The organism is Algoriphagus iocasae, from assembly GCF_014206875.1.
Lineage (GTDB): Bacteria > Bacteroidota > Bacteroidia > Cytophagales > Cyclobacteriaceae > Algoriphagus > Algoriphagus iocasae.
On record NZ_JACIJO010000002.1, the window covers coordinates 394658 to 407235 of the forward strand.

At 39.6% G+C, this 12578-nt stretch carries 9 protein-coding genes; 4 read left to right on the forward strand and 5 right to left on the reverse strand.

All coding sequences use genetic code 11. The features are described 5' to 3' along the window. Positions 1–916: 916 nt before the first annotated feature. Positions 917–1951 (reverse strand): RluA family pseudouridine synthase, encoded by a 1035-nt coding sequence (locus FHS59_RS09135; RefSeq protein ID WP_184494843.1) that lies wholly within the window; start codon positions 1949–1951, stop codon positions 917–919. 56 nt (positions 1952–2007) lie between these two features. Between FHS59_RS09135 and FHS59_RS09140 the strand changes: the two genes are divergently transcribed. After that, a complete protein-coding gene (locus tag FHS59_RS09140) occupies positions 2008–2931 on the forward strand; it encodes a 1-aminocyclopropane-1-carboxylate deaminase/D-cysteine desulfhydrase (protein ID WP_184494844.1) in 924 nt (307 codons plus the stop codon). Here FHS59_RS09140 and FHS59_RS09145 read toward each other — a convergent pair. The 3 genes from FHS59_RS09145 to FHS59_RS09155 form a co-directional block, all read right to left on the reverse strand. After that, entirely contained in the window at positions 2906–3550 is a 645-nt protein-coding gene (locus tag FHS59_RS09145) for an AlbA family DNA-binding domain-containing protein (protein WP_184494845.1), read from the reverse strand. The genes FHS59_RS09140 and FHS59_RS09145 overlap by 26 nt on opposite strands. 11 nt (positions 3551–3561) lie before the next feature. After that, positions 3562–5604 (reverse strand): excinuclease ABC subunit UvrB, encoded by a 2043-nt coding sequence (gene uvrB, locus FHS59_RS09150; RefSeq protein ID WP_184494846.1) that lies wholly within the window; start codon positions 5602–5604, stop codon positions 3562–3564. Between the two features lie 62 nt (positions 5605–5666). Further along, the gene (locus FHS59_RS09155; protein ID WP_184496082.1) at positions 5667–6815 is read right to left on the reverse strand and encodes an Lnb N-terminal periplasmic domain-containing protein; all 1149 of its coding nucleotides are present in this window, start codon (positions 6813–6815) and stop codon (positions 5667–5669) included. A gap of 155 nt (positions 6816–6970) precedes the next feature. Between FHS59_RS09155 and FHS59_RS09160 the strand changes: the two genes are divergently transcribed. From FHS59_RS09160 to FHS59_RS09170, 3 genes are all read left to right on the forward strand, one after another. Then, positions 6971–9190, forward strand: a complete 2220-nt coding sequence (locus FHS59_RS09160) for a T9SS type A sorting domain-containing protein (protein WP_184494847.1) — start codon at positions 6971–6973, stop codon at positions 9188–9190. A 77-nt stretch (positions 9191–9267) separates the two neighbouring features. Next, positions 9268–10581, forward strand: a complete 1314-nt coding sequence (locus tag FHS59_RS09165; RefSeq protein WP_184494848.1) for a gluconate:H+ symporter — start codon at positions 9268–9270, stop codon at positions 10579–10581. Positions 10582–10605: 24 nt separating this feature from the next. After that, complete coding sequence (locus FHS59_RS09170; protein WP_184494849.1) at positions 10606–11079, forward strand: RidA family protein; 474 nt, start codon at positions 10606–10608, stop codon at positions 11077–11079. On the opposite strand, the gene FHS59_RS09175 is transcribed toward FHS59_RS09170, so the two are convergent. Continuing rightward, positions 11076–12470: an MltF family protein gene (locus FHS59_RS09175; protein ID WP_184494850.1), complete on the reverse strand. Its 1395-nt coding sequence runs from the start codon at positions 12468–12470 to the stop codon at positions 11076–11078. The two genes, FHS59_RS09170 and FHS59_RS09175, sit on opposite strands and share 4 nt — an antisense overlap. Positions 12471–12578 lie beyond the last annotated feature (108 nt).

The window sequence follows — 12578 nt, forward strand, 5'->3', positions numbered from 1 at the left end:
ATGAATCGTGACGGATCCCCACCCCCGAGACAGGAGGGCTTGTCTGCCAATTTCAACATCCTACAATGAATTAGGTAAATAGGTTTGAGAGCGAATATATTTTTCGCCTTCTAGTAAATAACAACCCTTTATTAGGAATCAAAAATGAAAACAAATCCTTTCTGACCGAATATGAATTTTGGGTTTTTTGTATCAACTTCTTTTAATTGATGCACCAAAATTAGAAATACCATTGGTTTATTAAAATTTTGACAATAAAATATTTTATTTTTTACATTATTTTAAATGTATAGAATATTTTTTTATCAATTATAAAATTACAGTCCAGATTTAATATTGAAATTTACGAATTTGTTAATCTTTTACTATCTAATTGTTATGCCATATATTCTATCGCATAAGAACTCAAAAACCAAATAGTATTTACTTTGAAAAAATTTGGGCATAAAAAAAACCATGAAACAAAATTTCATGGTTTTAGTCAATTAACAATAAACCCAAAATAACCTGCTGTAGGAGAAGGATTCGAACCTCCACGGAGTAGTTAGGCAAATTTACGAGCTCGCTAAATGCTTTATCCCATGACCTCCACCCCCGAGACAGGAGGGCTTGTCTGCCAATTTCAACATCCTACAGTATAAATCGCTAGAGACCTTTTGTCTTTGTTGATGATTCAAATATAGGTACGCTTGACTTATTTTTGCAAATTATCTAAAAAATAAACTGAATATTTACAGTATTTTTAATGAAAACGATTGAAAAATATTATTTTGAAAATATAATAGCTAATTCATAGTACTATTTTACCGATTTTTCAATAGGAACGAACAAGATTGATTATTTAATTAAAAAACGATCCTTATTTTGAATATTCAGCAACAAAAATTACTTTTTATTAACGAATTGATCGACATAATTATTCAAAATTTACATATGCCCCCCATTTATCAAGCACAGATTGGAAATCTAATGGAAGCGGAACCTCATAATAAACCTTCTCTTTTGTAATTGGGTGGATAAATCCAAGTGACATTGCATGCAATGCTTGCCGGGGCATTAGATCAAAACAGTTCTGTACAAATGTCTTATACTTTGAAAACTGCGTTCCTTTCCGAATCTTATTTCCTCCATACATCTCATCATTAAAAAGTGGATGTCCAAGAAACTTCATATGTGCTCTAATCTGGTGGGTACGACCTGTTTCCAGATTGCATTGAATCAATGAGACATATCGAAGTCTTTTCAATACTTTCCAATGCGTTACGGCATGTTTCCCCTGACTTCCGTCTGGATAAACATCCATAACTTTTCTGTTTTTGGCACTTCTACCCACATGACCAGTAATAGTACCTTCGTCTTCTTCAGGCTCTCCCCATACTAATGCCAGGTAAGTTCGATCGATCGTATGATGAAAAAATTGCTCGGCAAGGTTCGTCATTGCCTCCTCGGTTTTGGCAATCACTAAAAGACCAGAGGTGTCCTTATCGATACGATGAACCAATCCAGGCCTACCCGTATTACCCTTCATTTCAGGTAAATTTTCGAAATAATAAACCAGCCCATTTACCAAAGTACCTGACCAATTGCCGTGAGCCGGATGCACCACCATGCCAGGAGGCTTATTGACAATCAAAAGATATGGGTCTTCAAAAATGATGTCAAGGGGAATGTTTTCAGAATATACCTCTGTCTCTTTTGGAGGACTGGCAAGCATCACTTGGATATCATCCTTGGGCTTAATCTTATAATTTGATTTGGTAGGCTTCCCATTTACCAAAATTGCTCCATTGTCTATTGCCTGTTGAATTTTATTCCGGGTAGCATTTGCAATCTTGTCGCTTAAAAATTTATCAATTCTGGTTAGCGCTTGACCTTTATCCACCAAAAGCCTAAAATGCTCAAACAATTCGACTTCTTCCTCTTCAAAGTCTTCTTCCCGATTTATATTCATGACACAAAAATAAGAGGTTCACACTTAACTTTGTCAAAATCCCAGAAATCAAGCAAATGCTAAACGCAAACCCTGTCCTCAACCAACCGATAAATGATCCTATTTTGGATGCGAAAGGGATAAAACTGGTTGTAAAACGCCTTGATTTGATCCATCCAGAAATCTCAGGAAACAAATTTTTTAAGCTCAAATACAACCTCGAAGAGGCTAAATCCCAAGGAAAAGACACCATTTTGACATTTGGAGGAGCTTATTCTAATCACATTTCTGCAACAGCATCAGGTGCGAAAGCAGAAAATCTAAATGCGATTGGAATTATTAGAGGGGACACAACCACTACCCTTAACCCTACTCTATTGGAAGCACAATCCAAGGGAATGGAACTTTATTTCGTCAGCCGAGAAGAGTATCGAAAGAAGGGAAACTTAGAGTTTATTGAGAATTTAAAAGAAAAATTCGGGGATTTCTTCTTGATTCCAGAAGGAGGAACAAACAAATTTGCCATTAAGGGAACTACCGAAATTTTGCAGAACCAAGATGAAGAATTCAGCCATGTCATCTGTTCCATCGGGACAGGAGGTACTTTTGCAGGACTAGCAGCTTCCATAAAACCTTCTCAAAAGTTGATTGGGATTTCTTCATTGAAAGGAGAATTTATCCATCAGGAAATAAAGAACTTACTGGATAAACACCATATTTCCCCGGCAGGTATAATGGAAATCAAAAGTACCTTCCATTTTGGGGGATACGCCAAATACAATGAGGAATTGATCGATTTTATTTGGGAGTTTTATCATAAAACCCAAATCGTTCTGGATCCGATTTACACGGGAAAATTAGCTTTTGCAGTTTGGGAGATGATTAAGAAAAATGAGCTCGAGAATGGAGCAAAAATTCTAATGATTCATTCAGGTGGTTTGCAGGGAAACAGAGGATTTACCGAAAGAACGGGAATCAAACTCCCTGTTCCCGTAATGTGAAATAATCCTCAGATTCTTGAGGATGAATTCTTAAAACGTTTGCTAAAACCAATCTGACCAATGTTTTGGATGCTAAAAATTTGGGGATTTTTGCCAGTTTGGAATATTCTTTAAGGGTTATTTTTTCGCTTTCAGCCAGATATTTCAATAAAACCTCCTCTTTCCTTCCGTAGGTAAAAACGGTGTCTTTTGGATTCTTACTTCTTTTGAGAATTTCCCAAACTTCGATACTTGCCTGCACACTTCGGTCTTCCACCCGAATAAAAGAATGCCTTTTTTTATCAACCTTCAAAAAATGTGGACGGTTAGAGCTCTTCTCAAGCTTAAAAACTGCAACTCCTTTTTTTGCATTTAGATCTATCCGAAACAGCTCATAATCCAGTTTTGGGAAAATCAGCTCCTGAATTGCTTTTTCCATCACATAAATCTCCTCCTCAATGAATTTCTGACCAGAAACTGTCCCATCATCATCTACACCAATCATCACCACACCTCCTGCCGTATTGGCCAGCGCAATGAATTCCTTCACAATCTTCTCAGGAAATGCAGCTTTCTTTTTGAATTCTATCTTCAAGCCCTCTCCCTGTGAAGCCAAATATTTTACCTCCTGAAGAGTCATTTTCTATTTCTTCAATTTCCTGGACCTCTAGATAATTCTTCCAGACGTTTTTTCTGAGATTGCCATTCATCTCTTAATCTAGCAGCTTCCATAAAGTTTAATTCTTTGGCAGCTTTCTCCATTTGTTTTTGAGTTTGCAAAATCAGCTTTTCCAACTTCTCCTTACTTAGGTATTGAACCACCGGATCAGCGGCCATTACTGCTTCGCCTGGCATAGGTTCGGCATAGATTTTTGCATTTCTCTTCGAATCAGCAACTTTCGTCTGACCCATGATTTTGTCTCTGGACTTGATAACGGTTGTTGGAGTGATTCCGTTTTCTTTATTGTATTCAATCTGAATTGCTCTCCTCCTTTTGGTCTCATCAATCGCCATTTTCATAGAAGGAGTAATCTTATCAGCATACATAATTACCCGGCCTTCTTGATTTCTCGCTGCCCTACCGATGGTCTGCACCAAGCTTCTTTCATTTCGAAGAAAACCCTCTTTGTCTGCATCCAAAATTGCTACCAAAGAAACTTCAGGTAAATCCAGCCCTTCTCTCAATAAATTTACTCCAACCAACACATCAAAAATCCCCAAACGAAGTTCTCTAAGAATTTCTACCCGATCTAGCGTTTTCACTTCTGAGTGAATATACCTGGATTTCACCCCTGCACGTTCCAGATATTTTTGGAGTTCTTCGGCCATCCTCTTTGTCAACGTCGTCACTAAAACACGCGCATCGGTTTTGATGGTTTGATCAATTTCTTCCAGCAAATCGTCAATCTGATTTTGGCTAGGTCGTACATCAATCGTAGGATCTAGCAGACCGGTAGGTCGGATAATTTGCTCCACAATCTCTCCTTCTGTCTGAGAAAGCTCATAATCAGCAGGCGTTGCAGAAACATAAACCACTTGATTGGTCAGGTCCTCGAATTCTTCAAATTTCAATGGTCGGTTATCCAAAGCTGAAGGCAATCGGAAGCCAAAATCAACCAAATTGACCTTTCTGGATCTATCTCCGCCCCACATGGCTCTTACTTGCGGGATCGTAACATGACTTTCATCAATCACTAATAAGTAATCATCCGGGAAATAATCCAGCAAACAGAATGGTCTTGTACCCGGAAGTCTTCTGTCAAAATATCTGGAATAATTCTCTACACCGGAACAATAACCCAATTCACGGATCATCTCAAGATCGAATTCAGTCCGCTCTTGAAGTCTCTTTGCTTCTAGAAATTTGCCTTCTTTTTCAAAGAAATTCACTTGGGCCACCATATCATCCTGAATCTCATGGATTGCAGTATTGATGGTATCTTTTCCTGTTACAAACAGGTTTGCAGGAAAAATAGAAATGATCTTCTCGTCATTCAATTTCTTCCCTGTGGCAGGATCAATCCGTTGAATCGCTTCAATTTCATCGCCCCAAAAGAAAATCCTATAACCCCAATCCGCGTAAGCAACAAAAATATCAACGGTATCGCCTTTCACCCGGAAAGTACCATGAGTCAAATCCTGCTGGGTTCGGCTATAGAGAATATCCACCAATTTGAAAAGCAATTGATTTCTTGGAATCCTATCTCCTTCCTGAAGTCGAATGACGCTTTTACCAAATTCCTCAGGGTTTCCGATACCATAAATACAAGAAACAGACGCAACTACTATCACATCTCTTCTTCCGGTCAATAAGCTCGAACTGGCACTTAATCGAAGTTTTTCGATCTCTTCATTGATCGAGAGATCTTTTTCTATGTAAGTTCCTGAACTGGGAATAAAGGCCTCCGGCTGATAGTAATCGTAGTAGGAAATAAAATACTCTACCGCATTTTCAGGAAAAAACTGCTTAAACTCTCCGTATAACTGAGCCGCCAAAGTCTTGTTATGGCTCAAAATCAACGTGGGTTTCTGAGTCTGTTGAATCAGATTGGCAATGGTAAAAGTCTTACCCGAGCCCGTAACACCAAGCAGCACTTGAGCTTTTTCTCCGGAATTGATTCCTTCGGTTAGCTTCTCAATTGCTTTTGGCTGATCACCGGTAGGTTGATAATCTGACGTTAATTTAAAATCCATAGCTCAATCTATCTTCTCCTAACACTTCTAAGTGCCCAAATAGTTTATCTAAAAAAAGATTTTCAGGCAGCGCCTAATTTATAACGGGCGACATTATAATAAAGGTAATTTGTCCTTAAAATAATGACCAACAAAAGCGGAATCAAACTTGGATGAAAGGACTGCCAACCTAAAATCCAAAACACCACTGCGGCATCTGCTAGTATCAATGCGAATAGCAAATACGGTCTTAGCCAAGGTTTCAAGGTTTTGGACAGCAATCCTGGAATCAAAATTAAATGGCCTGGAAATGCCCATAAAATATTCCAGTTCCATTTTGTGGAAGGGATATCTGACCCTAGCCAAAGTGCGGTCATCACGAGTCCGATGATTCCCAAAATCCCAAAAAACACCAGATCAAATCCGATATAAAGCTTCTTCTTTCGGAAGCCTATAAAGGTAATCGCTGTAAATACAATGGCAAGGATCCAGAAAAGCAAATAAGGATTTATGACACCCAATGACTCATTTGCTGGCTGAAAATCCAAAATCACCCGTTCATTCTTTACTAAAGGGCGGGTAGGTCCATCCCCTTCTATCATTGCTCTTGCAAAAGCTTCTTCCATATATTCTGGAAGAAATTGCTCTTCTCTAGGAGTGGCATCCCGATCCAACCGTGAACCCAAAGCCAAATCTATCCCCAAGTCTGACCAAGGCATGTAAAATACTTTTTCATCAATCAGCTGGCGAAAGGATTTATCCACTGCCTCCTGCTCCTCGTCATGCCATACCAATTGATTGCCTAAAATCTCCTCCATGACATCTCTGATTCTAGTCGCACAGTTGTCAAAGAAAAAATCGTAGCGATAATTTCTGTTTTCGGGAAGGTAATTGGTTTCCAGAAAGGCAATCAAAGCCAACTTCTGTTCCTGGTTTAAATCCAGTTCCTGCTCTCGCACGGAGCGATGGAAGTAATTGTATTCTGCAATAAACCGGTCAAAAGTAGACACCGAAAGAAAATAATCCAGTCGGCCTCCGGCAAAGTTCAGGACAAAATTAGGCGCCCCAAAGTCAAAAGTACCATAGTTATACACCCGATCCCTTCCGGTCTCCTGATCCAATACCCGAATGGCACTATGCCCAAAGGAACTATAGATCTCCTCACCTGGATCACAGGTCAGTAAGCTGACGCGGTATTGCTGGGCGAAAGAGTCAGTTAACCCAATGACCATCAATACAAAACCAAAAAATAAATGAATGAAAGTCTTCTTATTCAAAATTGATTTTATTATATTAGTTACACTTTTTCAATAGTTTTATTATGCTAGCAAAGGCTACATACCATCCTTTTAGGAGTTTTTTAATCTGCCGAATATACAAGTTTCTTTTGGCAGTTATAATCGTTATTGCCCATTGGCAAGATCTCCTTTCTCAAGAAGTAGGCGCTTATAAAACAGTTCAGAATGGAATTTTTTCGAATCCATTAACCTGGAATGTTTTTGATGGCAGCATTTGGATTCCTGCTTCAGTAAAACCTAATCTTCTAAACGATATTTATATTGATCAAACGCACACTTTGATTTTAACATCTAATGAATCGGCAAAAAATATATTCATTAATTCTGAAACTGGAGCTGGACAAAAATTAAATCTGAACGGATTTTCTTTGGAAGTATATGGTAGTTTAAATGCATTTTCCGGGCCAGCTCCTGGAACACCAACCGGCACTTGGAACAGTCAAAATTGGATTGGAAACTCGATCTCCAGTAAACTCATTTTTAGGGGGAATTCCCGGGTCATTATTCCTGCAAATGCCTGGAGCGGTTTTACCACAAACAGTAGATATTCCGTAGAATTTGACCCAGGACCTGGTATCATTTTACAGGTCAACGAAACATTCAAAGCCTTAAAATTCACTATTAAGTCGGGAACCGTTTTACAGACAATTGATACGAGTGTAATTCCAAATACATGCGCTTCTTTTTCATTTAATAATGAAGCAATGTTTGGTTCTAGCTCTTTTGGAGATTTTATTATCGAAAATGGAGGTACCTTAATTTCTCAATGTAATTCTGGGATTTTGTTCCGGTCAGGAACTTCTGGAACCCCAAATAGTGCATCTACTTTTATTATTGAAGATGGAGGAGAATTAATATTAGAAGGCGATAGCCCAAAAATCGAAGCCGCGACTTTCCAATTGGACGGAAAAGTGATTTTTAGAAATTATACTAATCCACAATCCTTCTTAGGAAGCACCTATGCGGGTTCAGTTACTCCAGACACTTTTCATGATTTGGAGCTCCAAGGATCCCAAAACTTGTCATTTCCATCTTATCTGAATATTTCAGGAGACATTGCTCAGACCGGAACTGGAACTTTTCTTGCCAATTCCACAGAAATTGAATTTTCTGGAGCTGAAGATCAAAGTGTTGAAGGCTTCCCAATGATTGTTGGCAACCTTACTCTTAATAAAGTATCCTCCAGCGTTTCCTTCGAACAAGACCTGATAGTCCTGAATGATTTGGAAATGATTTCAGGACAAATTGATTTACAGAATAATGACCTTTCAATTAACACATCTTTGACAGGAGAGCTAAAGTACACAAGTGGTTCTTGGAGCAATGTTAACAACTTCACCTATTTCGGTGTACCTACGACTTTAGATGCCACAAATGGTACCTTTCCATTTGCTGATCGGTACCATGGCGGGATCAGAAAAATTCAAATGCTGGGAACCTCCGCTGGAGGAAACTTACAAATCAACTTTACGGAATACCAAGGAGCAGAATACAACTCCTCCTTTTCTGATAACGATGCAACTCAAATACTTTATAGACTTTTCAGCTACTTCCAATTTTCTGGCTTGAATCCTAGTTCAAACCCTTTGGAATTAAGGATTTCAGCAGACAAATTGATTGTAGACCAAGTGGATGATTTAAGAATTGTAGGAACAGGGTATGCCGCCCCAGGAACTCATTTACCAGGCTTGGATCCGGGCCTTTGGGCAAGAAGGACATTGACTTTTGATGATTTAGCAGGAGTGAATTTTACCGTTGGTAGTTATAGAACTCTAAGTATACTTCCCATCAGATGGAGAAATGTAACTGTAAATTGGAAAAATGGTCTACCAAATATCAAGTGGGAAATGGAGGGATTAAATGAATGGTCGGTCCTAGATATTTTGAGAATTCATGGGACTGACACGACAAAAATCCTTTTAAAGTCTATGCCTTATCCTTTTCCAAATCCTGGTGAATATGTAGATTCTTTACCCTTACCACATGGAGAGACTTATTATCAACTAAGATTGACTGATTCACATGGAGTGACCTACAGTTCTGCCGTGCGACTTCCGAAATCGAAAGAATTCCAGGAAATGCTTTTTCCAAACCCAAGTCAGACCCATGAAAAACTATACTTAAAACTCCCAGCCGAAGCATTGAATTCCCCTATCCAAATATTCGGAATGGATGGAAAATTGATCTTGGAGAGCAAGTATGAAAATATTGAAATCACCTCTCTGACTGAAGGGCTAGGAACCGGATATTACATTTTAAGAGTCATCGGTAAGGATCAAGTTTTTGTTTTCAAACTAATTAGAAATTAAATCAGGCATATTTCCATTCTCAAAAACGGTCTTTCCCTCATTTTTTTTATCTTGGTCGTTAAACCCAACCTCAACCTATGACCATTTTACTTGTTCTGCTCAGTATTGCGATTTTGGTAATATTGATAGTCTGGGCGAAACTCAACCCCTTTTTAGCATTTATTATTTCGGCCATTTCTGCTGGATTCCTTTTGGGATTACCAGCTGATCAGATTGCCGGATCCATTCAAACGGGAATGGGCAATCTTCTCGGAGACCTTGTCATTGTCATCGTCATGGGCGCAATGCTCGGCAAATTGGTGGCAGAAAGCGGTGCCGCCCAACGAATCGCAGGGTTTCTGATGGGAATCTTCGGAGAGAAAAATATCACCTGGGCCATGTCCATTACGGGATTGGTTGTAGGGATTCCTCTTTTCTATAATGTAGGATTCGTATTGCTGGTACCTCTGGCTTTCACTGTCGCTTATCAATATAAAATCTCGGCAGTTTATGTGGGGATCCCTTTATTGGCAGCCTTATCTGTGACGCACGGGTTCTTACCTCCGCATCCTTCCCCTGCAGCTTTGGTAGCTCAGTTTGATGCCAACATGGGTCTGACCTTATTTTATGGTTTTCTTATTGCCATCCCCACGATAATTATTGCAGGACCGCTTTTTGCCAAAACTCTTAAAAACGTCCACGCAAATCCGCTCAAGACTTTCCAAGCTGAAACAAGACCTGAATCCGAATTGCCTGGTTCTTTCAATAGCTTTTTCACAGCACTTTTGCCGGTATTTCTTTTAGTCAGTACCACTGCGCTGAACTTAAATATTGCACCGGAAAGTGCAATGGCACCTTTGATCAAGTTTGTAGCCAACCCAGGCATAGTCATGCTGATTTCTGTACTTGTCGCTACGTATAGTTTGGGCTTGAGAAGAAAATATTCCATGACTCAGCTGATGGATATCTATACCGTAGCTACGAAAGACATTGCAATGATTCTTCTCATTGTTGCCGGTGCAGGCGCATTAAAACAGATTTTCACAGATACAGGTGTTAGTCAGGTTATCGCAGATGGACTGAGTACTTGGGATATTCCACCATTGATTCTAGCTTGGATCATCACTGCAATCATACGCGTCTGCGTAGGTTCGGCAACAGTAGCTGGTTTGACTACTGCAGGCATTATTGCTCCTTTGGTCACGACCATGAATGTGGATCCAAACCTTTTGGTATTATCCATCGGCGCAGGAAGCTTGATGTTTTCTCACTTCAATGACGGTGGATTCTGGATGTACAAAGAATTCTTCAATGTCAGTATCAAGGACACGATTAAAACCTGGTCACTTATGGAAACTTTGGTGGCAGTAATCGGATTGATTGGAGTCCTTATTTTAGATCTTTTTGTCTAATTTCACCTTTTTAAAAATCTCACTATGGATACTCCAGAAAGTAGCTTTGCAAAGCTAGGACTAACTTTGCCTCCCGCCCCTAAGCCATTGGGCGTTTACAAACCTTGTCTTATCGACGGCAAATATCTTTACCTCTCAGGACATGGAACGGTTCAGGAAGATGGCTCTTTGATCATTGGAAGAATAGGCGTGGATATGGATATGGAAGCTGGTAAACTTGCTGCAAGACAAGTTGGTCTGGCGATGCTTGCCACCATCAAAGCTAATCTTGGATCTCTAAATCGCGTAAAGCGGGTAATCAAAGTATTGGGAATGGTCAATTGTAAGGAGGATTTCTTGAAACATCCTTACATCATTAATGGCTGTAGCGAGTTATTTGCAGCGGTTTGGGGAGAAGAGCATGGCATCGGCGTGCGTTCTGCCGTAGGAATGGGTTCTTTACCAGACAATATCCCTGTTGAAGTTGAGGCGATGTTTGAATTGCACGAAGGAGCTTAAGGCTCCACCAAAGCTTTGTAGGAATCAAAAATACTCAAAACATCTTTGACATAATTGACTGCTAAATGGCCTTTGGCAAAGCCACTTTTCACAACAGGATCTTTGTAATATTTAGGATCTGATTTCAGTTCTAGGAATTCGGAAACAGCTTCCCAACTTTGGGTATTTCTGCCAAATTTCATTGCCAATCTCCAGGCATCCTCTACGTGACCATGGCCTATGTTATAGGATGCCAGGACAAATTTGATCCGTTCATTCGTCTCTGGAACTCTTTCCATCCAAAACTTATCGAGGTAGCGAAGATACCTGACTCCTCCAGTCAATGACTCGATTGGGTCATGAGGGTCTTCCACTCCAAATCGCTCTAAAGTAACAGGCATTAATTGTAACAAGCCAGTAGCGCCAGCATAGGAAGTAGCTGTCGTATCAAATCTGGACTCCTTATAAACCAAAGAAGCCAGAAGTCTCCAGTCCCAACCCAATTGTTCCGCACCATTTTTGATGATCTCATCAAACTGGGAAATACGGTTTCCGGCCAAGGATGAAAATGGGCTATTTGATCTGAAATAGCTGTTTTTTGAATTCAAAAAGTATTTGGCATATAAGTCTGGAATAAACCTTTTTTGTTTGTCTTCCAGCCAGTCATTTAGGTTGGACAACAATTTCGGAGAGTTATTTCTAACCACCCATGAAACTTCCCCTTCCTTTTCGACTTTCCAAGAAATATCCAGACCATCGTAATAGGTGGCATTTGCCTGCGCAATATTCTGATCTGCTACAGTCCATTTAATTTCATTTTTGACGACCTGATCTATTAAGCTTTCTTCATGCTCAGGTTTTTCAATGACAGTAAAAGAAACCTGCATGGAATCTTTAATAGCGCAAAGCTGTGATTTGTAGATGGATCCTTGGCGCACGGTAATGGTATCACCTTCGATATCCTGCCACGAAGTCACTCTACCTGAGGACTTTCTACCCACGAGAACTGTACTCATTTTCCCCAAAGGAGTAGAAAAAGTAGCACGTTCACTTCTTGTCAAGCTCTCCTCCAGATTCATCGCGATGATATCGACCTTCCCGTTTTCCAGATAGTCAAATGCTTTGTCGATGTCGGAAATCAGGACGAGATGTAGCTGAACATCGAGTCTTTTCGCCAAATCACGAAGCAACTCGTATTCATATCCCATTCTTCGGCCACGGTATATATAATAGCCAGTAGAGCTGTTATCAACTGCTGCACGGATAAATCCCCTGGCAGTAATTCCAGGCATATCCAAAATATATTCTTCCCTCTTATTCTTAATTCCGAACTGTTTTTCCAGAAAAGTACATTGTACTCCAAAGACCAAAACGGTTATAATCGAAAATAAAAGAATGACTGCTTTCTTCATGCAAATGGCCCTGTTTGGGGCCGGATGTTTCTCGATTGCAGGATTTGGCAAATGCTATGCCAAAAGAATAAATAGGGATTTCTTAAAAAAAGCAAATAAAAAAATGAG

What these genes read in the sequence shown, in the direction of transcription:
- FHS59_RS09155 (WP_184496082.1), bottom strand. Translation starts at nt 6,815, where the DNA reads ATGGTCATTGGGTTAACTGACTCTTTCGCCCAGCAATACCGCGTCAGC.
- FHS59_RS09140 (WP_184494844.1), top strand. Translation starts at nt 2,008, where the DNA reads ATGCTAAACGCAAACCCTGTCCTCAACCAACCGATAAATGATCCTATT.
- FHS59_RS09135 (WP_184494843.1), bottom strand. Translation starts at nt 1,951, where the DNA reads ATGAATATAAATCGGGAAGAAGACTTTGAAGAGGAAGAAGTCGAATTG.
- FHS59_RS09145 (WP_184494845.1), bottom strand. Translation starts at nt 3,550, where the DNA reads ATGACTCTTCAGGAGGTAAAATATTTGGCTTCACAGGGAGAGGGCTTG.
- uvrB (WP_184494846.1), bottom strand. Translation starts at nt 5,604, where the DNA reads ATGGATTTTAAATTAACGTCAGATTATCAACCTACCGGTGATCAGCCA.
- FHS59_RS09170 (WP_184494849.1), top strand. Translation starts at nt 10,606, where the DNA reads ATGGATACTCCAGAAAGTAGCTTTGCAAAGCTAGGACTAACTTTGCCT.
- FHS59_RS09165 (WP_184494848.1), top strand. Translation starts at nt 9,268, where the DNA reads ATGACCATTTTACTTGTTCTGCTCAGTATTGCGATTTTGGTAATATTG.
- FHS59_RS09175 (WP_184494850.1), bottom strand. Translation starts at nt 12,470, where the DNA reads ATGAAGAAAGCAGTCATTCTTTTATTTTCGATTATAACCGTTTTGGTC.